A 25,909-nucleotide genomic window follows, 5' to 3' on the forward strand; every position below is an offset into this window, starting at 1 on the left:
CGTGGAGCTCCGGGTCGCGTGGTGCGTGCGTGGAGCGTGCTGCTGCTCGAAGAGACAGGAAGCGCTTTCTACCCGGGCAGACGTGTGCCCGGCCGTACCGCCGCGGTCAGCCCGCGTAGGGGTCCTGCACCTTTCCCGGGCGGGCGAGGAACGCGAAGTCGCAGCCGGTGTCGGCCTGGGTGATCTGTTCGGTGTAGAGCGCGCCGTAGCCCCGCTCGTAACGGGCGGGCGGCGGTGTCCAATCGGCCCGGCGCCGCTCCAACTCCTCGTCGTCCACGTGGAGATGAAGGGTGCGCGCCTCGACGTCGAGGGTGATCGGATCGCCGGTGCGGACCAGGGCGAGCGGTCCGCCGACGTACGACTCCGGTGCCACGTGCAGCACGCAGGCGCCGTAACTCGTGCCGCTCATCCGGGCGTCGGAGATCCGGACCATGTCCCGCACGCCCTGCCGCAGCAGCCGGTCGGGGAGGGGGAGCATGCCGTACTCGGGCATGCCGGGGCCGCCCTTGGGGCCGGAGCCGCGCAGCACCAGCACGCTGTCGGCGGTGATGTCCAGCTCCGGGTCGTCGATGGTGCGCTGCATGGTGCGGTAGTCGTCGAAGACGACGGCGGGGCCGGTGTGCTTGAGCAGATGCGGTTCGGCGGCGATGTGCTTGATGACCGCGCCGTCCGGGCAGAGGTTGCCGCGCAGGACGGCGACGCCGCCCTCGCTCGCGACGGGGTTGTCCCGGGGCCGGATGACGTCGTCGTGGTGCACCCGGGCCCCCGCGAGCTGCTCGCGCAGGGTGTCGTGGAAGACGGTCGGCCGGTCCAGGTGGAGCAGGTCCGGGATCCGGGAGAGGAAGCCGGGCAGTCCGCCGGCGAAGTGGAAGTCCTCCATGAGGTAAGTCCGGCCGCCGGGGCGGACGTTGGCGAGGACCGGGACCGTGCGGGCGATGCGGTCGAAGTCGTCCAGGGTGAGCGTGACGCCCGCGCGGCCGGCCATGGCGATCAGATGGATCACGGCGTTGGTCGAGCCGCCGAGGCCGAGCACGGTGGTGACCGCGTCCTCGAAGGCGTCGCGGGTGAGGATCTCGGAGAGCCTGCGGTCCCGGTGGACGAGTTCCACGACACGCAGGCCCGCGGCGGCCGCCATCCGGTCGTGCCCGGAGTCCACGGCCGGGATGCTGGAGGCGCCGGGGACCGTGACGCCGAGCGCCTCGGCGGCGGCGGTCAGCGTGGACGCCGTGCCCATCGTCATGCAGTGGCCCGGCGAGCGGGCGAGGCCGTTCTCCAGTTCGGCCATCTCGCAGTCGCCGATGAGGCCGGCCCGCTTGTCGTCCCAGTACTTCCACATGTCGGTGCCGGAGCCGAGGACCTCGTTGCGCCAGTGGCCCGGCAGCATGGGCCCGGCGGGCACGAAGACGGTCGGCAGGTCGACGCTGGCCGCACCCATGAGCAGCGCGGGGGTGGTCTTGTCGCAGCCGCCCATCAGGACGGCGCCGTCGACCGGGTAGGAGCGCAGCAGCTCCTCGGTCTCCATGGCGAGGAGGTTGCGGTAGAGCATGGGGGTCGGCTTCTGGAAGGTCTCGCTGAGCGTGGAGACCGGGAACTCCAGCGGGAAACCGCCCGCCTGCCACACGCCCCGCTTGACCGCCTGCGCACGCTCACGGAGGTGCACATGACAGGGGTTGATGTCCGACCAGGTGTTGAGGATCGCGACGACCGGCTTGCCGAGGTGTTCCTCGGGGAGGTAGCCGAGCTGCCGGGTGCGGGCGCGGTGGCTGAAGGAGCGCAGGCCCTCGGTGCCGTACCACTGGTGGCTCCGCAGTTCCTCGGGGCGTTTGCGGGGCCGGCCGGGCTCTCCGGGGTTCTCGTCGAAGCGCTTCACAGGGACCACCCGGCGGCTATCGCGGCGACCTCGGCCCGCTCGTCCGCGGGCAGCCGGCGGCTCGGCGGGCGGACCTCGGGTCGGCACAGGCCCAGGGACGACAGGGCTTCCTTGACCACGGTGACATTGTTGGCGGAGCCGTTCGCGGCCCGCAGCTCCTCGAAGCGGCGGATCTGCTCCCAGACCTTCATGGCGGCCGGATAGTCTCCCGCTCGAAGCGCTTCGATCATGTTCAGCGAAACGGCGGGGGCGACGTTCACCAGCCCCGAGGTGAAGCCGGTGGCGCCGGCCGAGAAGTAGGACGGGGCGTACGGCTCGGCGAGCCCCGCGACCCAGACGAAGCGCTCCGGACCGGCGTCCCGCGCGAAGGCGGCGAAGCGGGCCGCGTCCGGCACCGCGTACTTCACCCCGACGACATTGGGGCAGACGTCGGCCAGTTCGGCGAGCCGTTCGCCCCGGAGCTGCGCGTTGCGGATGTAGGGGACGACGCCCAGCTCGGGGACCGCCTCCGCGATCGCCCGGTGGTAGTCGACCCAGCCGCTCTGCGAGACATACGGGTGGACGGGCTGGTGGACCATCACCATCTGGGCACCCAGCTCGCGGGCGTGCCGGGCGGAGGCGACGGCGGTGGGGACGTCGTGGCCGACGCCCACGAGGATCGCCGCCCGTCCCCCGGCCTCGTCGACCGTCAGTTCCGTGACGAGCCGCCGCTCCTCGGGCGTGAGGGCGTAGAACTCGCCCGTGTTGCCGTTCGGGGTGAGCGTGGTGATCCCGCCGTCCAGCAGCCGGCGCAGCAGGGCCCGGTGGGCGGCCGCGTCGACGGTGCCGTCCGCGGCGAACGGGGTCACCGGGATCGCCACCACGTCGGCCAGGGCCGCACGCTGGGTCTCGAACGCCACGCCGCTCATCGTTGGCCTTCCTGGTTCGCGGCCTCGGGGAACGCCCGCTCGACGAACGACGCGATGTGGGCGTGCAGGGCACGGCCCGCGCCGTCCGCGTCACCGGCCAGGGCGAGCCGGAGGATCTCCCGGTGCTCGCCGGCCTCGCGCTCCCAGGACGGCGAGGCCGCCCAGGCGACGGCGGAGACCAGGGCGGCCTGGTCCCGGACCTCGTCGAGCATCCGGCCGAGCAGCGGGTTGCCGCAGGGCAGATACAGGGCGCGGTGGAACTCCCGGTTGGCCAGGGACCGTTCGGCGGTGTCGGCCGCCTCGTCGGCGCGGGTCAGCGCGTCCCGGGCCGCGTCCAGGGAGGCGCCCCGGACCACGGCCCGGCGCAGCGCCTCGGGTTCGAGGAGCAGCCGGACGTCGTAGACCTCGCGCGCCATGTCCGCGTCCACCATGCGCACCGTGACGCCCTTGTACTGGCTCATGACGACCAGTCCGGTGCCGGCCAGGGTCTTGAGCGCCTCGCGCACGGGGGTCTTGGACACCCCGAACTGCGCGGCCAGCTCGGTCTCGACCAGGGCCTGACCCGGCGTCAACTGCCCGGTGAGGATGCGGCGTTTGATCTCCTCCAGCACGTACTGCGTGCGGGAGGGGATCGGCGTGGGCACAGAGGTCATGCGCGCCTCTCGGATCTCGCGTATGGGATCTCGCGTATCGCGTCTCATATATGACGTACGAAGTACGACGCGGTCGAAGGTAGGAGCGCCATGGTGTTTCGTCAATGCTTCTGACAGAGGTCGGGCGACGGGACGTCAGAACGGGATGCCAGAACGGATGTCAGAACGGGATGGTCTCGCCCTCGCGTGCCGTGCGGGTCGGGCCGCCGAAGGCCGCCGCGGCGCGGGCGGTCGCCGTCTGCCGGGTCAGGGTGGGTCCGACATGGGTGATGTACAGCTCGCGCACCCCCGCCTTGCGGGCCGCGTCCCCCGCGTCCTCGGGGGTCAGATGGACCTGGGGCGACCCTTCGCTCTCGCGATGCCGGTCGATGTCGGCCTCGCAGAGGAACAGGTCGGCCCCGGAGGCGAGTTCGGTGAGCGCCTCGCAGGGCCCGCTGTCCCCGGAGTACGCGAGGACGCTCCCCTGGCACTCGGCGCGCAGCCCGTACGCCTCGGTGTCGTGGGCCACCGCGCGGGAGGTGAGCCGGATGTTCCAGTGCCGGACGGTATGACCGTCGTACAGGGCACGGAAGTCGAAGACACCGCTCAGGAAGCGGACCTCGGGGCGTCCGAAGAAGCCCGCGAGACGCCGGGCGCAGTCCAGCGGCGCGTACACCGGGACCGGGACCGGCGGGACCAGCCCGCCGTAGGCGAACGCGTAGGCGGCGGACAGCAGATCGGCGCTGTGGTCGGCGTGCAGATGGGAGATCCAGATGGCGGTGAGCCGCTCGGGATCCGTGTGCCGCTGCAACTCCGCGAACGTTCCGGGCCCCGCGTCCACCCATATCTCGGCCCCCGCCCCGCGCAGGAGGTAGCCGGAGCAGGGCCGGCCGGGCCCGGGGTGCGGGGAGGCGGTTCCGAGGACGGTGAGGCTGAGGGGCATGGGGGCGAGCGTACGTTTCGCCCCGCCCCGGCGCGCCCCGTTTCGCACCCGTCTACGCCCCCGCGCCCGGTTCGGCTACGGCGTCCAGCCCGGATCGCGCCCGCTCAGGCCCACCGCCCGGTCGAGCAGTGGGGCGCCCTCGGGCACGGCCACGACGGGACCGAAGATGCCGTCGCCGCGGTCGGACTCGGCGGCGGCGCGCAGGAAGGTGTACGACGCGTGCAGCGCGGCCGGGTCGGGTGTGTACGGCTGTCCGGTGGCCCGGGCCAGGTCCCAGCCGTGGATCACCAGTTCGTCGGCGACGACGGCACCGGCGACCGCTCCGGGCAGGTCGATGCCGCCGGCCCGGGTCTTTCCGGTCCAGGCGGCCGGGTCGCGCCAGGCGGCGGCGAGTTCGTCGAGGACGCGGGGCAGGTCCTCGCGCCAGCCGGGGCCGATGTCCGGGAGGGCGGCCTCGGGGCTGGTGTCGGTGGTGGCGCCCAGCTTCTTGCGGCCGGCGTCCCGGAAGGCGACGGCGAGCCCGGCCAGATGGCCGAGCAGATGGCGGACGGGGTAGCCGGGGCAGGGCGTGCGGCCGCTGAGCCGCTCGTCCGGCACACCGGCCACGAGACGGGCCACGACCAGGGCCTGGGGGCCGAGGTCGAGGGTGCCGGTGGCGGTGTCGGTCGTGGTGCCGCTGGTGGTGTCGGTCGTAGGAGTCATGAGGGGTGGACCGCCGGCGGGCGCGAAACTCATCGCCCGCCGCACGGCCCGCCCCGTCTCAGCGCGCGGCCAGTGCCTCCCGTACGGCATCGAGGTCGTCGTCGGAGGCCAGTCCCGCGTGGTAGAGGCGGATCTCCGTGGCCCCCAGCCCGCGCGCGCGGGCCATGTCGACGCCGAGGGTCCCGGGGCTGCCGCCCATCCCCGACACCACGCCCAGGTTGGCGGCGAGGACCACGCCCTCGCGGCCCTGGGCGGCGAAGGGGGCGAGCGGCCCCGGGCCGCCCGCGCAGGGCACCACGACACCGTCCGCGACGGACAGGACGTGCGCCGGGTCGACGCCGGGGTTGGCGCCGACGTGGTGGGTGACGGGGTCGGCGTGCAGCAGCACCTGGAAGCCGTCCGGGGCGGCGGCCCGCACCGCGCGGACCGCGCTCTCCTGGAGCGTGCGGGCGGTGCCGTCGCGCCACGCGCGCGTGGCCGCCGCCCGGGCGGGTCCGAGCAGCTTCTCGACCCCGGCCCAGCCCTCGTCGCGCGCGGTCCCCCGCCACAGCGGCTCCAGGGCGTCACGGACGGCGGCGGCCAGCTCGTCGGGGTCGGCGCCCTGTTCGCCGTAGCCGGTGCGGCAGGCCGGGCAGAAGCAGAGCGCCATCAGATAGGTGCCGGCCTCGCCCAGGGCGATCCCGCCGGTCTTGTCGTGGGCGTGCAGGTGCTGGAGGCCGTACCAGCCGAGGGACTCCAGTTCGGTGCCGTGCGCGCCGGGGCGTACGGCGGCCTCGGCGGCGAGGTCGACGAGGTACGCGCGCGTGGCGGGCTGGGCGATGCACGGGGCCCAGGGGTAGCGGTCGCCGTACGCGTTGACGACGGAGGTGTCCGGATGCTCGGCGCCCAGGCGGGAGTTGTGCGCGAGGACCACCCAACTGTGCACCTCCAGACCGGCCCGGGCGAGGGCGTCGGCGGCCGTGCCGTAGGCGTCGCCCGGGGCCCAGTCGCCGGCCGGGTGGGGGCGCAGGGCGCGCCCTTGCCAGCGGTCGTCCGGCGGGTAGAGCACGGCGGCGTGTTCGGCGGTGACGACGCGGTGGCGGGGGTGGCGGGGGGTGAGGGCGCGGGTGGAGTGGTAGGCGGCGGCGAGCGTCACCTGTTCCACGCCGAGGGCGGCGATGCGGTCGGGGGCGGCGGGGTCGCCGACGACGTCCCAGGGGTAGACGAACGCCGACGCCTTCACCGGGTCTCCTCCAGGAGTTCGTGGCCGCGCTCGATCAGCCGGGCGAGCCGTTTGACGTGGTCCTCGGCCGGTTCGTGCAGCGGCGGGCGGACCTCGCCGACGTCGAGGCCGCCCAGCCGGACGCCGGCCTTGACGAGGGCGACGGCGTATCCGCGGCCCTCGGCGCGCAGGTCGACGAAGGGCCGGTAGAACCCGTCGAGGAGGCGCCGGACGGTGTCGCCGTCCCCCTCGGCGAGCGCCCGGTGGAAGGCGAGGGCGATCGCGGGGGCGAAGCAGAACACGGCGGAGGAGTAGAGGGTGACGCCGAGGGCGCGGTAGGCGAGCTGGGTCTGTTCGGCGGTGGGCAGTCCGTTGAAGTAGAGGAAGTCGCCGGGTGCCTCGGTGCGTACGGCGCTGATGATCCGCTGCATCAGGTCGAGGTCGCCGAGGCCGTCCTTGAGGCCGGCGATCCCCTCGGTGCGGGCGAGCCCGACGGCCGTCTCCGGGGTGAGGACGGCGTTGTCGCGCTGGTAGACGATCACCGGCAGGGCGGTGGCGGCGGCCAGCTCCCGGTAGTGCCGCAGCAGGCCCTCCTGGGCGGGGACGACGAGGTAGGGCGGCATCGCGAGCAGTCCGTCCGCCCCGGCGGCCTCGGCGAGCCGCGCGTAGCGCACGGCGAGCGCGGTCCCGTACCCGGCACCCGCGACGACCGGGACCCGGCCGGCGGTCTCGGCCACCGCGGCCCCCACGCACGCCTCGAACTCCTCGGGTGTCAGCGCGTGGAACTCCCCGGTGCCGCAGCAGGCGAAGACCGCCGCCGCGCCGGCCTCGACCCCGCGGCGGACGTGCGCGCGGTAGACGCCGAGGTCGAGGGAGCCGTCGGACGCGAAGGCGGTGACGGGGAAGAACAGCGGCCCGCCGGGGTCGCGGAGGCGGGCGGCGAGGGGGGCTGGGGTCACGGCTCTCCCTAGGACGACGCGTGCGTTCTTCTGACCGATGTCCACATTTCTGAACACCCTCAGCCTACACTTGACGGGATCACGGAGGAATCCTTAGCTTGTCCATGCATGTGAATAGCGTCCATGGTTACGACTGCTCATGACTCTGGAGATCCGAGGATGCCCGCTCCCCGCACCGTCCTGCTCACCGGAGCCGCCGGTGGCGTCGGCACCCTGATGCGGGAGCTGCTCCCCGCGTACGGCTACGACCTGCGTCTGCTCGATCTGCACCCGGTCGAGGGCGCGCCGGACGCGATCACCGCGGACCTCGCCGACCCGCGGGCCGTCCGGGAGGCGGTCCGGGGCGTCGACGCGATCATCCACCTCGCGGGCATCTCCCTGGAAGCCCCGTTCGAGAAGATCCTCAAGGCCAACATCGAGGGCACGTACCACCTGTACGAGGCCGCGCGCGAGGAGGGCGTCCCCCGGATCGTCTTCGCCTCCTCCAACCACGCGGTCGGCTTCACCCCCCACCCCGGCGCCGGCGATCCTCTGATCCCGGTCGGCACCCCGCACCGCCCGGACACCTTCTACGGCCTGTCCAAGGCGTTCGGCGAGGACCTCGCCCAGCTCTACTGGGACAAGCACGGCCTGGAGACGGTGTCGGTGCGCATCGGCTCCTGCTTCGCCGAGCCCACCAGCGTGCGGATGCTGTCGGTGTGGCTGAGCCCCGCCGACGGCGCCCGTCTCCTCCACGCGGCCCTGACCGCCGAGGACGTCGGCCACACCGTCTGCTACGGCTCCTCCGCCAACACGCGTCTGTGGTGGGACCTGTCGACCGCGCGGGCGCTCGGCTACGAACCGCGGGACGACTCCGAGCCGTACGCCGGGAAGCTGATCGCCGAGCAGGGCGAGCTGGATCCGGACAACCCCGCGCACGCGTGCCTGGGCGGCCACTTCGTCAGCGACCCGCCGATCTGGCCGTACTGAGCCCACGCGCCACCGGATCCGCAACGGACCTGGTCATCGCCCCCGCACCCGCTGCGATACTGCCCCCAGGGGCCCCACCGGGCCCGCACGGGCGAGGGAGCGAGGTGCGGACATGACGCCGAGGACGGCGGAGGAACGCCAGCGCGCGATCGTGCGCGCGGCCCGTGCCACCGGCGCGGTCGACGTCGCCGCGCTCGCCACCGAACTGGGCGTGGCCCGCGAGACCGTACGCCGGGATCTGCGCGCTCTGGAGGACCATGGCCTGGTCCGCCGTACACACGGCGGCGCCTACCCGGTGGAGAGCGCCGGGTTCGAGACCACGCTCGCCTTCCGCGCCACCAGCCATGTGCCCGAGAAGCGCCGGATCGCCGCCGCCGCGGCCGGACTGCTCGGGGACGCCGAGACGGTCTTCGTGGACGAGGGCTTCACGCCGCAGCTCATCGCCGAGGCGCTGCCCGGGGACCGGGCGCTGACCGTGGTGACGGCCTCCCTGCCGGTGGCGGGCGCGCTCGCCGGCGCCGAGAACGTCTCCGTGCTGCTGCTCGGCGGCCGGGTCCGCTCCGGCACCCTGGCCACCGTCGACCACTGGACGACGAAGATGCTGGCCGGTTTCGTGGTCGACCTCGCCTATCTCGGCGCCAACGGCATCTCCCGCGAACACGGGCTGACCACCCCGGACCCGGCCGTCGGCGAGGTGAAGGCGCAGGCCGTGCGGGCCGCCCGGCGGGTGGTCTTCGCGGGCGTGCACACCAAGTTCGGCGCGGTCAGCTTCTGCCGGTTCGCCGAGATCGGCGCGCTGGAGACGATCGTGACCAGCACCCTGCTGCCCTCCGCCGAGGCCCACCGCTACTCGCTGCTCGGGCCCCAGGTGGTCCGCGTCTGACAGCCGTCCGGCGTGCCGCGACGGGCCGGCCGTGGCCTGGTCGTGGGCCGTCCGTAAGCCGTTCGGGGGTCCGCCCGTGGGTAAGGGAACGGCAAAGTGGTCTCGTTCGTTCACCCGGCATGACAGCTATGACCCCCGGCTCGAACATCCCTCTCCCCGTCACCCGCGTGACGGTGGACGTCTCCGCTCCCGTGCGGCTCGACGTTTCGGGCCTGCTGCTCACCGCCGACGGCAAGGTGCGCTCCGACGACGACTTCATCTTCTACAACCAGCCGACCGGCCCCGGCGTGGTCTACCGCTCCGGCGGCGGTTCGGCGCCGGACGCGATCACCGTCGACACGGCCGCCCTCCCCCCGGGCATCGAGAAGATCGTGGTCACCGCCAGCCCGGACGCCGCGGGTCAGTCCTTCCAGGGCATCGAACCGACGGCCACGATCCGCGGCGCCGACGACAACAGCGTCCTGGCCACCTTCACACCCCCGCGTCTCGGCGCCGAGACGGCCCTGGTGGTCGTGGAGATCTATCTGCGCAACGGCGCCTGGAAGGCCCGCGCGGTCGGCCAGGGGTACGCCAACGGGCTGGCCGGCATCGCGACCGACTTCGGTGTGTCGGTGGAGGAGCCTGCCGCGCCCGCCGCTCCTGCCGCGGCACCGGCGCCGGCCCCCGCCCCGGTCCGGGCCGCCGCCTCGACCGCCCCGCCGATGCCGCAGTCGCCGCCCCCGCCGGCACCGCCCGCCCCGGGCGCCGGCAAGATCAACCTCGACAAGGGCCGCGTCAGCCTCCAGAAGAACCAGACCGTGTCCCTGATGAAGGGCGGCCGCCCGCTGCTCTCCCAGGTCAAGATGGGCCTCGGCTGGGAGCCCGCCTACCGCGGCAAGGACATCGACCTGGACGCGTCGGTCATCGCGTACGGCCCCCAGCGCAACCACATCGACAGTTGCTACTTCGGCAAGCTGTCGATCGTGGGCGGCGCCATCAAGCACTCCGGGGACAACCTCACCGGAGAGGGCGGCGGGGACGACGAGGTGATCGTGGTGGACCTCGGCCGGCTCCCGCAGGAGGTCTCCGGGCTGGTCTTCACCGTGAACTCCTTCTCGGGACAGAAGTTCACCGAGGTCGCCAAGGCGTACTGCCGGCTCGTCGACGCCACCAGCGGCGAGGAGCTGGTCCGCTTCGACCTCACCGGCGCCGAACCCCAGACCGGCGTGATGATGGCCAAGCTCATCCGCCAGTACTCGGGCGAGTGGGAGATGACCGCGATGGGCGACTTCGTGAAGGCCCGGACGGTCCGCAACATGGTGAAGCCGGCGGCCCAGGCGCTCTGACCGCACGGCCGCGCCCTGCGGCTCTCGCGTCACGGCGTCACGGCCTCACGGCCTCACGGCCTCACGGCCTCGCGGCGTCACGGCCTCGCGGCCCGGAGCATCCCGGCTCCGTGGCCGCGGGCCGCAGTCACGCCCGCAGTCCCTCCATCAGCAGCCCCACATAGCGCCGGATCACCCGGGCGTCCCCGCGGCCCAGTTCGGACGCAGTGGCGATGCCGTGCGCCAGCCGCAGCACGTCCATGGCGTCGACGTCGTGCCGCAGCGCACCGGCGCGCTGTGCCGCCGTCACCAGCCGGGAAGCGGCGCCCTTCATCCGCGTCCCGCACGTCGTCGCCGGCGCCCCGCTGCCGTCCGTCACGGCGGAGCCCAGCAGCGCCTTCATGCCCCGCACCTCGATCGTGCCGACGCACAGCTCGTCGAGCCAGGCCACCAGCGCCTCCCCCGGCGGCAGTTGCGCGCCGAGCACATCGGCCCGCGCGGCCAGCGCCTCGATCCGGTCGACGTAGGCCGCCTCCAGCAGCGCGCGCCGGGTCGGGAAGTGCCGGTACAGGGTGCCGGAACCGACGCCCGCCCGTTTGGCGATGTCGTCGAGCGAGGCGTTCTCCCCGTGCTCGGCGAACGCCTCCGCCGCGGCCGTCAGCAGCCGCTCGTAGTTACGGCGGGCGTCCGCGCGCATGGGCCTGAGCTGCGTCATCCGGACACTCCTTGCAGACGAACGGACCGGGGACGCTCGTCCCAGCGGGCTGTGCTGCCCGCATGGTCCACCAGTCGACCCCGTGGACGCCAGACACCGGCGGGGATCACGGCCTCCGGATGCGGGCTCCCGGTCAGATCACCGCGCTGTAGGCGTTGAGCGCGGGCTGCCCGCCGAGATGGGCGTAGAGCACGGTGGACGCGGCGTCGATCTCGCCGCGCGCCACCAGATCGACCAGCCCGGCCATCGACTTCCCCTCGTAGACGGGGTCGGTGACCATGCCCTCGGTCCGGGCGGCGAGCCGCATCGCCTCCAGGGTGGCCTCGTCCGGGACGCCGTAGATCCCGGCGTGGTACCGCTCGTCCAACTCGATGTCTTCGACGGTGAGTTCGCTCTGGACGCCGATGAGCCGGCCGGTGCGGTGGGCGATACGGGCGATCTGCTCGCGTGTCTCGGCGGGCTTGGCGGAGGCGTCGATGCCGATGACCCGCCGGGGCCGGCCGCCCGCCTCCTCCAGGGCCGCGAACCCGGCGACCATGCCGGCCTGCGTCGACCCGGTCACCGAGCAGACGACGACCGTGTCGAAGAAGACGCCCAGCTCCCGTTCCTGCTCGGCGACCTCGTAGGCCCAGCCGGCGAACCCGAGCCCGCCCAGCGGATGGTCGGAGGCCCCGGCCGGGATCGGATACGGGCGGCCGCCCGACTCCTCGACCTCGCGCAGCGCCTGCTCCCAGCTCTCCTTGAACCCGATCCCGAACCCGGCCCGCACCAGCCGGACGTCGGCCCCGGCGAGCCGGCTGATCAGGATGTTGCCGACCTTGTCGTACACGGAGTCCGGCCACTCCACCCAACTCTCCTGCACCAGCACGCACTTCAGCCCGGCGCGGGCGGCGACGGCGGCGACCTGGCGGGTGTGGTTGGACTGGACGCCGCCGATCGAGACGAGCGTGTCGCAGCCCTGGGCGAGCGCGTCGGCGACCAGGTACTCCAGCTTGCGGGTCTTGTTGCCGCCGTACGCGATCCCCGAGTTGCAGTCCTCCCGCTTGGCCCAGAGGGCGGCGCCGCCGAGGTGCGCGGTGAGCCGTTCCAGCGGATGGACCGGGGAGGGGCCGAAGAGCAGGGGGTAACGCTCGTACGAGGAGAGGGACTTCGGGGCCATGGCGCTGTCTCCTGGATCAGTCGGTGTCGGCCGGGTCTGTCTCGTCGGCCGCGTCCGTCTCGTCGGCCAGGTCCGCCAGCGTGTGCCAGATCTCCGCGGTGATCCGGACCGCCTCGTCGCCGTCGCCGTCGGCGCACGCCTCGATCAGCCGGCCGTGCAGTCCGGCCGAACGGCAGGTGCCGCCCTCGCCGAAGCGCCGTCGCTCCAGGCGCCGGATCAGCGGGGTGTAGCGGGCGATGGTGGCGGCCGCCGCGCGGTTGGCGGCGGCCCGGACGAGCACGTCGTGGAGGGCGTCGTCGGCGTCGAGGGCCGCGTCCACGTCCCCGGCCGAGACCGCGGCGGCGAACCGCTCGTTGGCGGTGCGCATCGCCTCGACGTCCGCCGGGGACAGCCGGGGCACGGCGACGCGGGTGACCAGTTCGTGCAGGGCGCCGACCACGGCCGCCGCGTCCCGTACGTCGGAGGCGACGACCGGGGTCACCCGGGTGTGGCTCTGCGGCTTGCTCTCCAGCAGCCCCTCGTCCACGAGCCGGGCGAACGCCTCCCGCACCGGCGCCCGGGACAGCCCGAGCCGCTCGGCGAGATCGGCGTCCCGCACCACGGCGCCGGGCTCGATGGCCCCGGTGACGATGGCGTCCCGGATCGCGGCGTGGGCACGGTCCCTGAGCAGGGTGCGGGGCACGGCTTCCATGAACTGAAATGTTAGATGTCAGTGCGGCCGGCCACAAGGGGCCGGCCGGTCTCCGTCAGGCCGCGCCCGGCCAGCGGGTGTCGTCGGAAAATGGACATGACGATGCGAAGGGCGAAAAGAAGAGCGCCATTTTGAATTCCCCCGAATTCACTGTCACTGCTGAAAGGAGCGGCACAGCGAGAGGAGGGGAATATGCCCATGCACCGGGCCCCCGCCGTTTTGCTGCGCCTCCCGAGATCTCAACTCTAGAAGGCGCGGCAGTGGGCGGCGAGTGAATTAATCGGGGGTGATCAGCGGCGATCGGTGGTGATCAGCGGCGCTTCTGGCGCTTCCAGGGGCCGGTGATCGCCACCATGATGCCGGGCTCCTGGATGTTGGCGTAGAGGGTGCGGCCGTCCTGGGAGAAGGTGACGCCGGTGAACTCGCTGAATTCCGGCTCCTCGGCGGTGCCGATGTTCAGGTCGTTGCGGGCTATGGGATAGGTGCGGCCGCTGTCGGTGGCGCCGAACAGATGCTGGACGCCCTCGCCGTCCTCGGCGATGACGAGTCCGCCGTAGGGCGAGACGGTGATGTTGTCCGGGCCGTCGTAGGCGCCGTCGGCGGACGGGTCGGGGTTGACGCCGAGCAGCACCTTGAGGGTGAGGGTCCGGCGGCGGGGGTCGTAGAACCAGACCTGGCCGTCGGGAGTTGAACGGGCGGCGGCCCACGGGGACCCGGTTCCGTGAACCCGCGTTCCATGGATCCCTACGCCGCCCCACTCACCCGCCCGCGCTCACCCGCCCTGCTGCGAGCGCGCCTTGAAGGCCGCCTTGCGGGCCTCCTTGGCGACCTTCTTGTCCGGGTGCAGCCGGCCCATCGCCTCCAGGACCTCCGGGGTCGCCGGGTGGTCGACCCGCCAGGCCGCCGCGAAGAAGCCGCCGTGCTGTCGGGCCAACCCCTCGACCAGCGCCTGGAGTTCCTCGGAGTTGCCCTCGGCGGTGAGCTGCGCGGCGAGGGTGTCGATGGTGAGCCAGAAGACGAGGTCCTCGGAGGGGGCGGGGACGTCCGGCGCGCCCAGCTCGGTCAGCCAGACCCGGGCGAGTCCGCCGAGTTCGGGATCGTCGAGGACCTCGCGCACGGCGGGTTCGGCGGCGGCGCCGACCAGGGAGAGCGCCTCCTGGCAGCGGAGCCGGCGCAGCGGCGCCCCGGGGTCCGAGCCACGGGCTGCGGCGAGCAACTCGCGTGCGGCGTCGAGGGGTTCTCGGCGGTCGAGCCACTGCTCGGTCTCGGCGCGGGCGGCGCGGGGGCCGTAGCCGGCGCTGCCGTCGAGGAGGACGTCGGCGCCCTTGTCGGAGAGTTCACCGACGGCGGGGGCCTCGAAGCCGGCCTCCAGCAGCCGGGCTCGCAGCCCGTAGAGGCCGAGCGGGGTGAGGCGGACCATGCCGTAGCGGGAGACGTCGGTCTCGTCCACCGGGCCGGCCGGGGCGGCGGGCTCCTCGTCTGGGTCGGCCATCAGCGCCTCGTCGACCGGCTGGTAGACGACGAGCCCGATCGGCTCCAGCAGCCGGAACTGGTCGTCCAGCCGCATCATCGCGTCGGAGACCTGCTCCAGCATGTCGTTGCTGGGCTCGCCCATGTCGCCGGGGACGATCATGGAGGCGGCGAGCGCGGGCAGCGGGACGGGGCCGTCGCCGGGGCCGTCCTCGCTGACGGCGAGCAGATAGAGGTTGCCGAGGACGCCGTCGAGGAACTCGGCCTCGCCCTCGGGGTCCCAGTCCAGCCGGGAGAAGTCGACCTGGCCGCCCTCGTCCATGGCGTCCATCAGTTCGTCCAGGTCGGGCACGGCCGCGTCGGCGACGACCGTCTCCAGGGCGGCGAGCCAGACGGCGAGGACGTCGTGCGGGGTGCCGCCGGTGAGCAGGGCGAGATCCTCGGCGGCGGCGACGGTGCCGTTCTCCTCGTCGGTGATCTCGACCAGCCCGGCGTCCACGGCGATCCGCCATGCCTCGCTCGCGTAGGCCGCCGCGTCGTCGCCGGTCAGCCCGAGTGTCCCGGCGGCGGCGGGCAGTTGCTCCTCGACCAGTCCGCCGCCGGCGTCGACCCGGGTGCCGGGTCCGGCCCACCGGGCCAGCCGTGCGGCGCGGGAGAGCAACGGTGTGGACAGCGCGTCGCGCGCCAGCTCCGCTTCGGGGTGCAGCCGTACGGGCGGCAGGGGGGAGCTGTCTGACATCGGCGGGTTCTCCTAGGGCGCGTCGTGCCCGTGTCCCACTGGGGCACTGGGCCACTCAGCCTAGACGGATATCCACCCATGCCGCCCGGTTCATGTACCGGTCAGGAGTCGTACATGGCCGAAACCTTGACAACTGGCCTGAGCAGGCAGGAGATTGACGCGCGTAGAAACTCGATGGACATCTGTTCACTGTAATTTGGCCACCGCGCTTTCTACGCGCGTCGCCCTCGCCACAGGTCGCGGCCGCCCGTTCCACGTATCAGCCTCGTCCCGGCACCCATGCATGTCCCCGGAGGGATCCCGTTGCCGAGCAAGAAGTCCGCGCGCCTCGCCGCGCTCACCGTCGCCGCCGTGTGTTCCGCGGCGTCCACCGTCGTCCTGACCGCGCCCGCGCACGCGGCCGCGGTGGCCGTCCACGACATCCAGGGCACGACCCGGACGTCCCCGTACGCCGGCCAGGCGGTCACCGATGTGGCCGGAATCGTCACCGGGGTGCGCACCTACGGCTCCTCCCGGGGGTTCTGGATACAGGACCCGAACCCGGACGCCGACCCGGCCACCAGTGAGGGCGTCTTCGTCTTCACCAGCTCCGCGCCGAAGGTCGCGGTCGGTGACGCGGTCACCGTCTCCGGCACGGTCACCGAGTACGTCCCGGGCGGCGCCGCCTCCGGCAACCAGTCGGTCACCGAGATCACCAAGCCGACCGTGACCGTGGTCTCCAGCGGCAACGCGGTCCCCGCGCCGGCCGTCGTGAACGCCCGCTCGGTGCCGGACACGTACGCCCCGGCCGGCGACCCGGCCGCGAACAACTCGGTCAACGCGCTCACGCTGCGCCCGAAGAAGTACGCCCTGGACTACTACGAGTCCCTGGAGGGCATGAACGTCCAGGTCGCCGACGCCAGGGTGGTCACCGCCACCGACGCGTACGCCGAGCTGTGGGTGACGGTGAAGCCGCACGAGAACCCGAGCCGCCGCGGTGGCACGGTGTACGGCTCCTACACCTCGCAGAACACCGGCCGGCTCCAGATACAGTCGCTCGGCGCGGCCGCCGACTTCCCGGCCGCGAACGTCGGCGACGTGCTGCGCGGCACCACGGCCGGCCCGCTGGACTACACCCAGTTCGGCGGCTACACCCTGGTCGCCGACCGGCTCGGCACGCTCAAGAGCGGCGGTCTGAAGCGCGAGTCGACCGAGCGGCAGAAGAAGGGCGAGCTGGCGGTCGCGACGTACAACGTCGAGAACCTCGACCCGTCCGACGCCACGTTCGAGGAGCACGCCGCCGCGATCGTGGACCATCTGAAGTCGCCCGACATCGTGTCCCTGGAGGAGATCCAGGACAACAACGGCGCGACGAACGACGGGACGACGGCCGCCGACGCCACGGTCACCAAGCTGATCGACGCGATCGTCGCGGCGGGCGGCCCCCGCTACGACTGGCGTTCGATCGACCCGGCCGACAACACCGACGGCGGCGAGCCGGGCGGCAACATCCGCCAGGTGTTCCTGTTCAACCCGGAGCGAGTCTCCTTCACCGACCGGGCGGGCGGCGACGCGACCACGGCCGCCGGGGTGACCAGGGCGCGCGGCAAGGCCGCCCTGACCGTCTCCCCCGGCCGGATCGACCCGGCGAACGCGGCCTGGAACGCCAGCCGCAAGCCGCTGGTCGGCGAGTTCGTCTTCCGCGGCCGCACGGTCTTCGTGATCGCGAACCACTTCAACTCCAAGGGCGGCGACCAGGCCCTGCACGCGCAGTACCAGCCGGTGGTGCGCAGCTCGGAGGTCCAGCGCCACCAGCAGGCGACGCTGGTGAACGCGTTCGTCAAGGACATCCTCGACGTGCAGAAGAACGCGGCCGTCGTCGCCCTCGGCGACATCAACGACTTCGAGTTCTCCGGCACGGCGAAGGCCCTGGAGGGCGACGGCGAACTGTGGTCGGCGATCAAGTCGCTGCCCCGGAGCGAGCGGTACAGCTACGACTACCAGGGCAACCAGCAGGTCCTGGACCAGATCCTGGTGAGCCCGTCGATCCGGCGGTCCTGCGACTTCGAGTACGACAGCGTGCACATCAACTCGGAGTTCCACGACCAGATCAGCGACCACGACCCGCAGGTGCTGCGGTTCGAGCCGTAGAGCCGCAAGGCCGTATCGCGGTAAAGCCGTACTGCGGTGAAGCCGTGACCGCGGCCGCCGTCAGGACTGGTCGAACACGCTGTTCAGCCAGTCCTGCCAGGCGGCCCCGGTCTCCTTGGCGTCGGCGTCCGGCGCGAAGTCGTGGACGCTGATGCCGACCGGGGCGCCCCACACCCCGCGCCCGAAGATCCGGACGAGGGCGGTGTCGGTGCGCAGCCCGATGAAGTACGGGTCGCGGTAGTCGAGTACGGCGTCGAACTCCCGCGGCCCGCGCGCGGTCACCCGGTCGCCCTGGGCGTCGCCGTCCGTGAGCCCGAGCGCCGCGCCGACGGCGGCGAGGGCATCGCGTGTGGCGGACGCCTCGGGGCCGTCCGCCGAGGAGAAGGTCACCGGGCGGGGCGCGAAGTGCGTCAAGTACGCGCGCAGGGTGTGCAGATAGAAGTCGGTGTGCTTGGCGGCGCCGTCGTACTGGTTGTCCCAGTCGTCGGTGAAGATCCCGCTGTGCACGTACCGCACCCAGGCGCGGCGGCCGTCGTCGCGGGCCTCGATGACGTGCTCCAACTGGTTCACGCTCTGCACGGAGAAGCCGACGTCCTCGCTGCGGACGGTGAGGTGGTGCGGCGGGTCCCAGGCGGTGACGGTGGATCCGAAGGCGGCGGCACCGCCCACCCGGGGCTCCGGCGGGTCCATCGGCCACAGATAGGCGCCGCTGGCCCGGGTGACCGCCTCCCACACCTCTTCCGGAGAGGCGTCGACCTCGAACTCGCGGACGATCTCGAACTCTTTGGACATGGTCTACTCCAACTCGGTCTTCTTGAGCGTGGGATGGACGGCGACGACGATCCGGTGATCGCGGCCGCCCTCGGCGTCGGGAGCGTCGTACTTGCGGACGAGCGCGCTGACACCGGCCGTCAACTCCTGGATGAACGCGGCCCGTTCGGCGCCAGAGGCGAAGCGGACCTCGCCGTCCAGCGCGTAGGTGGCGAGCCGCTTGCGGGCCTTGGTGGCGCCGGTGATCAGCGAGCCGACGTCCCGGACCAGCCGGGCGCCGAGCGCCAGCAGCCAGCGGGCGGAGAGCTGGTCCCGGAAGCGGTCCGGGTCCGGCTGCACCTCGGCGAGGGCGAGCGGCGAGATGACGTACGACGCGGCGGTCGCCCGCATCAGCCGCTCGGTGACATTGCCCTTGCGGCGCTCACCGGCCAGCTCGACCAGGCCGTGCCGCTCCAGCGTCTTCAGGTGGTAGTTCACCTTCTGCCGCGGCAGCCCGACCTTCCCGGCCAGCATGGCGGCCGACGCGGGCCCGGCGGCCAGCTCGGCGAGCAGCCGCGCCCTGATGGGGTCCAGGGAGACGGCGGCGGCCTCGGGGTCCTCGATGACGGTGACGTCCAGCATGGCTCCACGGTCTCACCGAAAACTTTTTTTGTCCAGGAGGCTGAAGTGTTCGGTGAGGCGGCCGTCCGAATCTCTAAGCAGCACTTCCCGATACCCGGTAGAAGATTTAAGTGGAGCTACACGGTCTGGTTGTCGAGACTACTCCCATGACGAACACATCTGCCCCCTTCGGCCGGGCCCTGTGCGCGATGGTCACCCCCTTCACCGGGACGGGGGCGCTGGACCTCGACGGGGCGGGCCGGCTCGCCGTCCGGCTGGTGGACGGCGGCTGCGACGGCCTGGTGCTCTCCGGGACCACGGGCGAGTCGCCGACCACCTCGGACACCGAGAAGGCGGAACTGATCGCGGCGGTACGGGACGCGGTGGGCGGCCGGGCGACGGTCGTCGCGGGGGTGGGCACCTTCGACACCCGGCACACCGTGGAACTCGCCCGCGCGGCCGAGAAGGCGGGCGCTGACGGGGTGCTGGTGGTGAGCCCGTACTACAGCCGGCCCCCGCAGGACGCCCTGGAGGCCCATTTCCGGGAGGTGGCGGACGCGTCCGGCCTGCCGGTGATGCTGTACGACATCCCGGGCCGCACGGGAACCCGGATCGAGCCGGAGACCCTGATCCGGCTCGCCGGACATCCCCGGATCGTCGCGGTCAAGGACTGCTCCTACGACTTCCTGGCCGCCCAGAAGGTCATCGCCCGCACCGGCCTGGCGTACTACGCGGGCTGCGACGAGCACAACCTCGCCCTGTACGCGGTCGGCGGCGCGGGATACGTCAGCACGGTCGCCAACGTGATCCCCGCCCAACTCCGCGCCGTGCTCGACCTGTTCGACGCGGGCGACACCGGCGCCGCGGCGGCCCTCCAGCAACGGGCCACGGACCTCATCGAGTCGCTGATGTCCTCCGGCCTCCCCGGCACGGTCACCACCAAGGCCCTCCTGACCACCCAACACCTCCCGTCGGGCCCGGTCCGCCCCCCACTCCTCCCGGCGAACCGCGCCACGACGGAACAACTCCGGGCGACCTACGAACACTTCGTGACCGCCACGGCCCCGGGACTCCCCGGGGCCTGATCGGGTCAGCGGTCGGCGAAGACCGGCTCCCAGCGGCCCGGCGTGTTGTCCTCGGCGCCCCGGAAGCCGGAGAGGACCACGGTCTTCTCGCTGCCGGGCGTCACCAGCACCAGCCGCTGACGGAACTCGTTGCCGTCCTTGCCGATGTCCCAGGCGATCAGCGAGGAGTCGTCCGCCCAGGCGAGCAGTTGCTGCCCGTGCGTCTCGGTGAGCTTCGCGCCGGTGCGGGGGTCGAGGATCCAGGAGGACGTCTTGTACTTCTCCCCGGCGAAATCGCCCGCGAGCCGCTTCCCGTCGGGCGAGAGCCCGGCCTCGACGAACCACACCACGTGCTTCTCGCCGGGCGGTGGTTCGACCTGCCTGCCCTGCCGGTCGTAGTACACATGGCCCGGCTCGTTCGGCGAGCCCGCCCAGATACGGCTGCCGTCGCGGCTGAACGCGAAGTCCTGCCGGGTGTTGCCGAATCCGTCCTCCTCGGCGGAGCGGCGGGCCTCGGTCCAGGAGCCCTTCCCCGAGGCGACGTCCAGGACGTAGAAGCCGGTGCGGGACGACTCGTTCTCCGGGACCGGTTCCTCCTGGTCGGACTCGACGCTCCTGAACCGCTGGTCGGGGTTTCCTTCATAGGTCGTCGCGACCAGCTCGCGTCCGTCGCGCGAGAACGCCAGGCCGCCGACCGTGTGGTCCACGGGGATCCACCGCTTGACGTCGCCGCTCGCCAGGTCGAGCAGGCCGATCCGGCGGACCGGCAGGTCCTGTTCCAGGACGGCGGCGGTCCGCAGGCCCGGGGCGACGGCGACCCACGACCACTTCGTGGACTTCACGTACTTCTTCGTCGTCGGGTTCAGCAGCCACCAGGTGCGCGTCGTCACCTCCCGCTTCGCCGGCCGCGGGACGACCGTGTTCGTGTAGTAGGCGGCCAGAGCGGTCCGGCCGGCGGCGATCAGGGCGGTCGGCGGGGACTGGTCGGGGTGCGCGACGGTCCGGTCCGGCGGGGTGACGTCCGCGGGGCGTACATCGGTCCCGCCGCCGGACTCCAGCAGCGGCACCGCCACGGCGACGGCCACCACGGCGGCGGTCGCGGCCGCGATCGACGCGAACCTGCGGGTACGGCGGCGCCGGCGCAGCGCCAGCACCCGGTCGGCGAGCCCCGGCCGTACCGGTTCCTGGGTGTCGGCCTGCTCGCGCAGGGAGTCACGCACGAGTTCTTCGACGTTCACGGACGCACCTCCACGGGCGAGTAGTCACGGGACGGCCGCTGCTCGGCCGCCGCCGGGCCGAGGGCGGCGAGTTCCGGCGCGAGGGTGCGCAGCCGGGCCAGCGAGCGGTGGGTGGTGGACCGTACGGTGCCCACGGAGCAGCCGAGGATCCGGGCCACGTCGGCCTCCGGCAGGTCCTCGAAGTAGCGCAGCACCAGCACCGTGCGCTGGCGTGCGGTCAGCCGGGCCAGGGCCGCGCGCATCACGACGCGCAGTTCGGCGGCGGCGGAGGCGTCGGGGGCCGCGCCCTGTTCCGGGGGCTCCGCGACGCTCACCTCCCGCCGCGGCCACTTCAGCCGCCAGCGGCTGATCTGCTGACGGTAGAGCACCTGCCGTACGTACGCCTCCGGTTCGTCGATGCGGTGCCAGCGGCCCGCCGCCTTGGCCAGGGCGTTCTGGAGGAGGTCCTCACCGGCGTGCCGGTCCCCGCCGCTGAGCAGGACGGCCGTCCTCAGCAGCGCGGACGACCTGCTGTCCACGAAGTCCCGGAAACCTTCCAGCCCTTCGGCATCCATCGTCACCTTCACTTCCCCCGGGAGCGGACCCTGTGTCCGGCCCCTGTGTCTCGTGTGACGCGTGCGGGGCGCCGCCGCTATGCCTGCGCCGCCGATGTTCGTGGGATGACATGACGGAGCGCCCCTCCGCACGGGTCAGAAGGGCGCTCCGGTCGGCCTCGCGGGTGTCAGTTGTGGCTGTGGAGGATCTCGTTCAGGCCGCCCCAGACCGCGTTGTTCGGGCGGGCCTCGACCGTGCCGGTGACCGAGTTGCGGCGGAAGAGGATGTGGGAGGCGCCGGAGAGTTCGCGGGCCTTGACGATCTCGCCGTCGGGCATCGTCACGCGGGTGCCCGCGGTGACGTACAGGCCGGCCTCGACCACGCACTCGTCACCGAGCGCGATGCCGACGCCCGCCTCGGCGCCGACCAGGCAGCGCTCGCCGATGGAGATGATCACGTTGCCGCCGCCGGACAGCGTGCCCATCGTGGAGGCGCCGCCGCCGATGTCCGAGCCGTCGCCGACGACCACGCCGGCCGAGATACGGCCCTCGACCATCGACGTGCCGAGCGTGCCGGCGTTGAAGTTGACGAAGCCCTCGTGCATCACGGTCGTGCCCTCGGCGAGGTGCGCGCCCAGGCGGACCCGGTCGGCGTCGGCGATCCGGACGCCCTTGGGGGCCACGTAGTCCGTCATGCGGGGGAACTTGTCGATGGACGTCACCTGGAGGTGCAGGCCCTCGGCGCGGGCGTTGAGGCGGACCTTCTCGACGTCGTCCACGGCGACCGGGCCGAGGGAGGTCCAGGCGACGTTGGCGAGGTGGCCGAAGATGCCGTCCAGGCTCTGGCCGTGCGGCTTCACCAGGCGGTGCGAGAGCAGGTGCAGCCGGAGGTAGGCGTCGTGGGCGTCGATCGGCTTCTCGTCGAGGGAGGCGATGACCGTGCGGACCGCCACGACCTCGACGCCGCGGCGGGCGTCGGGGCCGATCGACTTCGCCGCGCCCTCGCCGAGCAGCTCCACGGCCTTCTCGGCGGACAGCCGCTCGGTGCCGGCCGGGCCGGGCTCGGCGGTGAGCGCGGGCGCGGGGAACCAGGTGTCGAGAACGGTGCCGTCGGCGGCGAGGGTGGCGAGGCCGGCGGCCGCGGCGCCGGTGGTGCGGGGAGCAGTCGTGTCGGTCATGAGGGAAACCTAACCGGACCGGGCACGCGGAGGCTAACCAGCGGCGCGGCCGTCTCAGGTCCCGGGCGGGGCCGTCGGGCAACCGGCTGTGGAGCGGCGGGGGTGACGCGAGCGGTGGCTGCGGGCGGGTCGGGGCCGTCGCGGTGCGGCGAGCCCGTCGCCGGCAGGGCGTACGGCTGATCGCCGCCACAGACGAACGGGGCGTTGAAGAACTGGGTGACGGCCCGCACCGCAGCGCGACGGCCCGGCGGCCACCCCGGCGTTCGGGCACGCCTCCGTGCCGGGCCCGCATCCCGCGGTGGCGGCCTCCCCTATGAAGCCGGCGCTGCCAGAAGACGGGTCAAGGCTTCCCTCGTGTGCGTCTCGTCGTACGGCGTGTCCGTCAGGAGGACCTGTAGGCAGATGCCGTCCATCAGGGCCACCAGGGCCTTCGCCGTGGCGGGGTCCGTGCGGGGGGCGAGGAGGGCGGTGACCTCGTCGGCCCATTCCGCGGCGACCGGGCGCAGCGCGGGGCGGCGCAGGGCGGCCAGGTACAGCTCGTACTCCAGTTCCACGCCGGTGCGGTCGCCGGCCAGCCACTCGCCGAGCAGGGCGGCCAGTCCGGCCGGGAGGTCGGCGTCCGGGGAGGCGAGGTCGCCGTGGGCGGCCAGAACCTTGGCGAAGCCCTCGTTGGCCTGGCGCAGGGCCGCCACGAGGAGGTCGTCCAGGGTGGCGAAGTGGTACGTCGTGGAACCCAGGGGTACGTCCGCCTCCGCGGCCACCGTGCGATGGCTGAGGCCGGCCAGGCCCGCGCGGCCGACGACCCGGATGGCGGCGTCGATGATCCGCTGGCGGCGCTCGGGATCGTGACGGCGGGCCATCAGTGCGCGCCTCCCAGGTTCAGCACCACCACTCCCCCGACGATCAGCGCGATCCCGGCGACCTTGGTGAGGGTGAGGGCCTCGCCGAAGAGGACGAGGCCGATGACGGCGATCGTCGCCGTGCCGACGCCGGCCCAGATCGCGTAGGCCGTGCCGATGCCCACGGACTTGAGGGTCTGGGCGAGGAGAGCGAAGGAGACGACATAGCCGACGGCCGTCAGCAGGCTGGGCCAGAGCCTGCTGAAGCCGTGGCTGTACTTCATGGCGGTCGTCGCGGCCACCTCGGCGGCGATGGCGCCGGCGAGTGTCAGGTAACCCATGTGTACGAGCGTACATACCGGCGGTCCGTTTTGGGTAGCGCTGGTACGGACTCGCCTTGTACGAGCGGGAGTTGAACCCTCCGGAGCTGCGAAAGCGTTATAGAAACCGCTCACCGAAACGGATGAGCGCGCCACACGGCTTCCACTACTGTTTCACCGTTCATCTACACGGAGGCGCCGCCGGAGGAACCGCGCATGCCAAGAGAGAAGTCCCGGCCTCCCCAGGAAGAGCCCTGGGAGAACGGCTGGGCCCCGGACACCTCCCGGGCCCCCGGAACCCGTCGGCTCTGGCTCGCCGGTGCCCTCGCCGTGGCCACGGTCGCGGCGTGCGTGACCGCGATCGCCCTGAACGACGAACCGGCCGGGGAGGCGACCGACACCCGTGGGGGCAAGTCGCTTTCGGACGACGAGACGGGCGGGCTGATCTCCTTCCCGTCGCCCTCCGCCGACGCGAGCCCCTCGGGGAGCGACGAGAAGGGCGGGATGCGTCCGGAAAACGCTTCCCCCTCCGCCGGGGAGGCCGGGGAGACCGGCGAGCGCAGCGCCTCGCCCCGGCCCCAGGGCAGCCCCTCCGCCCACGCGTCGGCCTCGGCCCCGGGCAGGAAGCCGACGCCCTCCGTGCCCGCGAGCACGGACCGCTCGGTGAGTTCGGTCAACTACCCCGACCGGTACTGGCACATCGGCGGCGGACTGGTGCGGCTCGACCCCGTACGGGGCTCGGAGTCCCGTCAGGACTCCACCTTCACCGTGGTCAAGGGGCTGGCGGACAGCGCCTGTTACTCCTTCGCGACGGCCGACGGGACCTATCTGCGCCACCGCGACTTCGTGCTGCGCTCCGAACGCAGCGACGGCTCCTCGCTGTTCCGGCAGGACGCCACCTTCTGCGCCCGCTCCTCCCCCTACTCCGGCGCGGTCATGCTGGAGTCGGTGAACTACCCGGGCCGTTTTCTGCGCCACCAGAACTTCCGGATCCGGCTGGACGCGTACCAGAACAGCGATCTGTTCCGGATGGACGCGTCGTTCTTCCTGGTGGCCGGGCTGGACTGAACACCCCCCGAGAACACCGGAGAAGACCGGAGAACACCGGAGAACACCGAAGAGCGGCGGCACCTTCCATCAGGTGCCGCCGCTCTTCGATAAAACACTCAGACGTTGAAGCCCAGCGCGCGGAGCTGCTCCCGCCCGTCGTCCGTGATCTTGTCGGGGCCCCACGGCGGCATCCAGACCCAGTTGATGCGCAGCTCGTTGACGAGGCCGTCCGTGGCGGACTTGGCCTGGTCCTCGATGACGTCCGTCAGCGGGCAGGCCGCCGAGGTCAGGGTCATGTCGACGGTGGCGATGTTCGCGTCGTCGACATGGATGCCGTAGATCAGGCCGAGGTTGACGACGTCGATGCCCAGCTCGGGGTCGACGACGTCCATCAGGGCCTCGCGGAGCTCCTCCTCCGAGGCCGGCTTCATCTCCACGGTGTCACTCATGCCGTCTTCCTTTCGGCGTCGGCTCCGCCCAGGGCCTGGGCCGTCGCGTCCTTCCACGCCATCCAGCTCAGGAGGGCGCACTTGACCCGGGCCGGGTACTTGGAGACACCGGCGAACGCCACCGCGTCCTCCAGCACCTCCTCCATGGTGTCGTCGGGCTCGATCCTGCCCTTGGACTGCATCAGCTCCAGGAACGTCTCCTGAATCTTCCGCGCCTCCGGCAGGTCCTTGCCGACCAGCAGTTCGTTCAGCACGGACGCGCTGGCCTGGCTGATGGAGCAGCCCTGGCCCTCGTACGAGACGTCCGCGATCCTCGTGCCGTCGTACTTCACCCGCAGGGTGATCTCGTCACCGCAGGTGGGGTTGACGTGGTGCACCTCGGCGTCGCCGTCCCGCAAGCCCCGCCCGTGCGGGTTCTTGTAGTGGTCCAGGATGACTTCCTGGTACATCGAGTCCAGCTTCATGCGATCGCTCGTCTCTCAGCCGAAGAAGTTCCGTACGTGCTCCAGGCCCGCGACCAGTGCGTCGATCTCGGACGGCGTGGAGTACAGATAGAACGACGCTCGCGTGGTCGCGGGAATTCCGTACCGCA

Annotated in this window: 26 protein-coding genes and 1 pseudogene; 6 read left to right on the forward strand and 21 right to left on the reverse strand. The window is 72.4% G+C overall.

Features of this window, described 5'->3' with window-relative positions; translation table 11 throughout:
• Window positions 1-106 precede the first annotated feature (106 nt).
• The 7 genes from araD to G6W55_RS25160 all read right to left on the reverse strand — a co-directional run bounded on the left by araD (window position 107) and on the right by G6W55_RS25160 (window position 7,215).
• Window positions 107-1,870, reverse strand: a complete 1,764-nt coding sequence (gene araD / locus G6W55_RS25130; RefSeq protein ID WP_175523101.1) for an L-arabinonate dehydratase — start codon at window positions 1,868-1,870, stop codon at window positions 107-109.
• Complete coding sequence (locus tag G6W55_RS25135; protein WP_175523102.1) at window positions 1,867-2,778, reverse strand: dihydrodipicolinate synthase family protein; 912 nt, start codon at window positions 2,776-2,778, stop codon at window positions 1,867-1,869. Before G6W55_RS25135 ends, araD begins: the two co-directional genes overlap by 4 nt.
• Window positions 2,775-3,431, reverse strand: coding sequence for a GntR family transcriptional regulator (locus G6W55_RS25140; protein ID WP_175523103.1), 657 nt, complete (start codon window positions 3,429-3,431; stop codon window positions 2,775-2,777). Before G6W55_RS25140 ends, G6W55_RS25135 begins: the two co-directional genes overlap by 4 nt.
• Before the next feature lie 160 nt (window positions 3,432-3,591).
• On the reverse strand, window positions 3,592-4,353 hold the full coding sequence (locus G6W55_RS25145; RefSeq protein WP_175523104.1) for an MBL fold metallo-hydrolase: 762 nt from the start codon (window positions 4,351-4,353) through the stop codon (window positions 3,592-3,594).
• Window positions 4,354-4,428: 75 nt separating this feature from the next.
• Window positions 4,429-5,055, reverse strand: a complete 627-nt coding sequence (locus tag G6W55_RS25150; RefSeq protein ID WP_175523105.1) for a TIGR03086 family metal-binding protein — start codon at window positions 5,053-5,055, stop codon at window positions 4,429-4,431.
• Window positions 5,056-5,113: 58 nt separating this feature from the next.
• Window positions 5,114-6,277, reverse strand: a complete 1,164-nt coding sequence (locus tag G6W55_RS25155; RefSeq protein WP_175523106.1) for a hypothetical protein — start codon at window positions 6,275-6,277, stop codon at window positions 5,114-5,116.
• The gene (locus tag G6W55_RS25160; protein ID WP_175523107.1) at window positions 6,274-7,215 is read right to left on the reverse strand and encodes a 5-dehydro-4-deoxyglucarate dehydratase; all 942 of its coding nucleotides are present in this window, start codon (window positions 7,213-7,215) and stop codon (window positions 6,274-6,276) included. The genes G6W55_RS25155 and G6W55_RS25160 overlap by 4 nt, the downstream gene beginning before the upstream one ends.
• A 159-nt stretch (window positions 7,216-7,374) precedes the next feature.
• Between G6W55_RS25160 and G6W55_RS25165 the strand changes: the two genes are divergently transcribed.
• The 3 genes from G6W55_RS25165 (at window position 7,375) to G6W55_RS25175 (ending at window position 10,392) form a co-directional block, all read left to right on the forward strand.
• Complete coding sequence (locus tag G6W55_RS25165; RefSeq protein WP_175523108.1) at window positions 7,375-8,184, forward strand: NAD(P)-dependent oxidoreductase; 810 nt, start codon at window positions 7,375-7,377, stop codon at window positions 8,182-8,184.
• Between the two features lie 112 nt (window positions 8,185-8,296).
• The gene (locus G6W55_RS25170; RefSeq protein WP_030791182.1) at window positions 8,297-9,067 is read left to right on the forward strand and encodes a DeoR/GlpR family DNA-binding transcription regulator; all 771 of its coding nucleotides are present in this window, start codon (window positions 8,297-8,299) and stop codon (window positions 9,065-9,067) included.
• A gap of 128 nt (window positions 9,068-9,195) precedes the next feature.
• Complete coding sequence (locus G6W55_RS25175; RefSeq protein WP_175523122.1) at window positions 9,196-10,392, forward strand: TerD family protein; 1,197 nt, start codon at window positions 9,196-9,198, stop codon at window positions 10,390-10,392.
• 127 nt (window positions 10,393-10,519) lie between these two features.
• Here the strand turns inward: G6W55_RS25175 and G6W55_RS25180 are convergent, their stop codons facing one another.
• The 5 genes and pseudogenes from G6W55_RS25180 to G6W55_RS25200 form a co-directional block, all read right to left on the reverse strand.
• Window positions 10,520-11,086, reverse strand: coding sequence for a TetR/AcrR family transcriptional regulator (locus G6W55_RS25180; protein ID WP_175523109.1), 567 nt, complete (start codon window positions 11,084-11,086; stop codon window positions 10,520-10,522).
• Between the two features lie 133 nt (window positions 11,087-11,219).
• A complete protein-coding gene (locus G6W55_RS25185; RefSeq protein WP_175523110.1) occupies window positions 11,220-12,245 on the reverse strand; it encodes a 1-aminocyclopropane-1-carboxylate deaminase in 1,026 nt (341 codons plus the stop codon).
• Window positions 12,246-12,261: 16 nt separating this feature from the next.
• Complete coding sequence (locus G6W55_RS25190; RefSeq protein WP_175523111.1) at window positions 12,262-12,936, reverse strand: GntR family transcriptional regulator; 675 nt, start codon at window positions 12,934-12,936, stop codon at window positions 12,262-12,264.
• 310 nt (window positions 12,937-13,246) lie between these two features.
• A pseudogene (locus tag G6W55_RS25195) lies at window positions 13,247-13,618 on the reverse strand (alkaline phosphatase PhoX); the annotation flags it as partial.
• A 90-nt stretch (window positions 13,619-13,708) separates the two neighbouring features.
• A complete protein-coding gene (locus tag G6W55_RS25200; protein WP_175523112.1) occupies window positions 13,709-15,145 on the reverse strand; it encodes a hypothetical protein in 1,437 nt (478 codons plus the stop codon).
• Between the two features lie 303 nt (window positions 15,146-15,448).
• On the opposite strand from G6W55_RS25200, the gene G6W55_RS25205 reads away from it, so the two are divergent.
• Window positions 15,449-17,275, forward strand: coding sequence for an endonuclease/exonuclease/phosphatase family protein (locus G6W55_RS25205; protein ID WP_175523123.1), 1,827 nt, complete (start codon window positions 15,449-15,451; stop codon window positions 17,273-17,275).
• 60 nt (window positions 17,276-17,335) lie between these two features.
• On the opposite strand, the gene G6W55_RS25210 is transcribed toward G6W55_RS25205, so the two are convergent.
• The gene (locus G6W55_RS25210; protein WP_175523113.1) at window positions 17,336-18,067 is read right to left on the reverse strand and encodes an SRPBCC domain-containing protein; all 732 of its coding nucleotides are present in this window, start codon (window positions 18,065-18,067) and stop codon (window positions 17,336-17,338) included.
• 3 nt (window positions 18,068-18,070) lie between these two features.
• Complete coding sequence (locus G6W55_RS25215) at window positions 18,071-18,667, reverse strand: helix-turn-helix domain-containing protein (protein ID WP_175523114.1); 597 nt, start codon at window positions 18,665-18,667, stop codon at window positions 18,071-18,073.
• Window positions 18,668-18,813: 146 nt separating this feature from the next.
• Between G6W55_RS25215 and dapA the strand changes: the two genes are divergently transcribed.
• Window positions 18,814-19,731, forward strand: coding sequence for a 4-hydroxy-tetrahydrodipicolinate synthase (gene dapA, locus G6W55_RS25220; RefSeq protein WP_175523115.1), 918 nt, complete (start codon window positions 18,814-18,816; stop codon window positions 19,729-19,731).
• A gap of 5 nt (window positions 19,732-19,736) precedes the next feature.
• Here the strand turns inward: dapA and G6W55_RS25225 are convergent, their stop codons facing one another.
• The 5 genes from G6W55_RS25225 to G6W55_RS25245 all read right to left on the reverse strand — a co-directional run bounded on the left by G6W55_RS25225 (window position 19,737) and on the right by G6W55_RS25245 (window position 23,839).
• Window positions 19,737-20,948, reverse strand: a complete 1,212-nt coding sequence (locus G6W55_RS25225) for a WD40 repeat domain-containing protein (protein ID WP_175523116.1) — start codon at window positions 20,946-20,948, stop codon at window positions 19,737-19,739.
• The gene (locus G6W55_RS25230) at window positions 20,945-21,502 is read right to left on the reverse strand and encodes a SigE family RNA polymerase sigma factor (RefSeq protein WP_175523124.1); all 558 of its coding nucleotides are present in this window, start codon (window positions 21,500-21,502) and stop codon (window positions 20,945-20,947) included. The genes G6W55_RS25225 and G6W55_RS25230 overlap by 4 nt, the downstream gene beginning before the upstream one ends.
• Window positions 21,503-21,669: 167 nt before the next feature.
• Window positions 21,670-22,659: a 2,3,4,5-tetrahydropyridine-2,6-dicarboxylate N-succinyltransferase gene (dapD, locus tag G6W55_RS25235; protein WP_175523117.1), complete on the reverse strand. Its 990-nt coding sequence runs from the start codon at window positions 22,657-22,659 to the stop codon at window positions 21,670-21,672.
• 311 nt (window positions 22,660-22,970) lie between these two features.
• On the reverse strand, window positions 22,971-23,519 hold the full coding sequence (locus G6W55_RS25240) for a TetR/AcrR family transcriptional regulator (RefSeq protein WP_175523118.1): 549 nt from the start codon (window positions 23,517-23,519) through the stop codon (window positions 22,971-22,973).
• Window positions 23,519-23,839 (reverse strand): multidrug efflux SMR transporter, encoded by a 321-nt coding sequence (locus G6W55_RS25245; protein WP_030791221.1) that lies wholly within the window; start codon window positions 23,837-23,839, stop codon window positions 23,519-23,521. Before G6W55_RS25245 ends, G6W55_RS25240 begins: the two co-directional genes overlap by 1 nt.
• Window positions 23,840-24,034: 195 nt before the next feature.
• On the opposite strand from G6W55_RS25245, the gene G6W55_RS25250 reads away from it, so the two are divergent.
• Window positions 24,035-24,886 carry an AbfB domain-containing protein gene (locus G6W55_RS25250; protein WP_175523119.1) on the forward strand — a complete coding sequence of 284 codons (852 nt, stop codon included), beginning with the start codon at window positions 24,035-24,037 and terminating at the stop codon, window positions 24,884-24,886.
• Window positions 24,887-24,984: 98 nt separating this feature from the next.
• On the opposite strand, the gene G6W55_RS25255 is transcribed toward G6W55_RS25250, so the two are convergent.
• Both G6W55_RS25255 and sufU read right to left on the reverse strand, forming a co-directional pair.
• Window positions 24,985-25,317: a metal-sulfur cluster assembly factor gene (locus tag G6W55_RS25255; RefSeq protein ID WP_030745090.1), complete on the reverse strand. Its 333-nt coding sequence runs from the start codon at window positions 25,315-25,317 to the stop codon at window positions 24,985-24,987.
• The gene (gene sufU, locus G6W55_RS25260) at window positions 25,314-25,781 is read right to left on the reverse strand and encodes a Fe-S cluster assembly sulfur transfer protein SufU (protein WP_030791224.1); all 468 of its coding nucleotides are present in this window, start codon (window positions 25,779-25,781) and stop codon (window positions 25,314-25,316) included. The genes G6W55_RS25255 and sufU overlap by 4 nt, the downstream gene beginning before the upstream one ends.
• Window positions 25,782-25,909: the final 128 nt, after the last annotated feature.

The sequence above is a fragment of the Streptomyces sp. CAI-85 genome, assembly GCF_013363615.1.
Classification (GTDB): domain Bacteria; phylum Actinomycetota; class Actinomycetes; order Streptomycetales; family Streptomycetaceae; genus Streptomyces; species Streptomyces antibioticus_B.

Bases quoted from the DNA above. Each gene is read 5' to 3' on its own strand.
- G6W55_RS25230 (WP_175523124.1), bottom strand. From the start codon at position 21,502: ATGGATGCCGAAGGGCTGGAAGGTTTCCGGGACTTCGTGGACAGCAGG.
- G6W55_RS25165 (WP_175523108.1), top strand. From the start codon at position 7,375: ATGCCCGCTCCCCGCACCGTCCTGCTCACCGGAGCCGCCGGTGGCGTC.
- dapA (WP_175523115.1), top strand. From the start codon at position 18,814: ATGACGAACACATCTGCCCCCTTCGGCCGGGCCCTGTGCGCGATGGTC.
- G6W55_RS25180 (WP_175523109.1), bottom strand. From the start codon at position 11,086: ATGACGCAGCTCAGGCCCATGCGCGCGGACGCCCGCCGTAACTACGAG.
- G6W55_RS25240 (WP_175523118.1), bottom strand. From the start codon at position 23,519: ATGGCCCGCCGTCACGATCCCGAGCGCCGCCAGCGGATCATCGACGCC.
- G6W55_RS25150 (WP_175523105.1), bottom strand. From the start codon at position 5,055: ATGACTCCTACGACCGACACCACCAGCGGCACCACGACCGACACCGCC.
- G6W55_RS25145 (WP_175523104.1), bottom strand. From the start codon at position 4,353: ATGCCCCTCAGCCTCACCGTCCTCGGAACCGCCTCCCCGCACCCCGGG.
- G6W55_RS25210 (WP_175523113.1), bottom strand. From the start codon at position 18,067: ATGTCCAAAGAGTTCGAGATCGTCCGCGAGTTCGAGGTCGACGCCTCT.
- G6W55_RS25185 (WP_175523110.1), bottom strand. From the start codon at position 12,245: ATGGCCCCGAAGTCCCTCTCCTCGTACGAGCGTTACCCCCTGCTCTTC.
- G6W55_RS25200 (WP_175523112.1), bottom strand. From the start codon at position 15,145: ATGTCAGACAGCTCCCCCCTGCCGCCCGTACGGCTGCACCCCGAAGCG.
- G6W55_RS25135 (WP_175523102.1), bottom strand. From the start codon at position 2,778: ATGAGCGGCGTGGCGTTCGAGACCCAGCGTGCGGCCCTGGCCGACGTG.
- G6W55_RS25140 (WP_175523103.1), bottom strand. From the start codon at position 3,431: ATGACCTCTGTGCCCACGCCGATCCCCTCCCGCACGCAGTACGTGCTG.
- sufU (WP_030791224.1), bottom strand. From the start codon at position 25,781: ATGAAGCTGGACTCGATGTACCAGGAAGTCATCCTGGACCACTACAAG.
- dapD (WP_175523117.1), bottom strand. From the start codon at position 22,659: ATGACCGACACGACTGCTCCCCGCACCACCGGCGCCGCGGCCGCCGGC.
- G6W55_RS25170 (WP_030791182.1), top strand. From the start codon at position 8,297: ATGACGCCGAGGACGGCGGAGGAACGCCAGCGCGCGATCGTGCGCGCG.
- G6W55_RS25215 (WP_175523114.1), bottom strand. From the start codon at position 18,667: ATGCTGGACGTCACCGTCATCGAGGACCCCGAGGCCGCCGCCGTCTCC.
- G6W55_RS25190 (WP_175523111.1), bottom strand. From the start codon at position 12,936: ATGGAAGCCGTGCCCCGCACCCTGCTCAGGGACCGTGCCCACGCCGCG.
- G6W55_RS25175 (WP_175523122.1), top strand. From the start codon at position 9,196: ATGACCCCCGGCTCGAACATCCCTCTCCCCGTCACCCGCGTGACGGTG.
- G6W55_RS25245 (WP_030791221.1), bottom strand. From the start codon at position 23,839: ATGGGTTACCTGACACTCGCCGGCGCCATCGCCGCCGAGGTGGCCGCG.
- G6W55_RS25250 (WP_175523119.1), top strand. From the start codon at position 24,035: ATGCCAAGAGAGAAGTCCCGGCCTCCCCAGGAAGAGCCCTGGGAGAAC.
- G6W55_RS25255 (WP_030745090.1), bottom strand. From the start codon at position 25,317: ATGAGTGACACCGTGGAGATGAAGCCGGCCTCGGAGGAGGAGCTCCGC.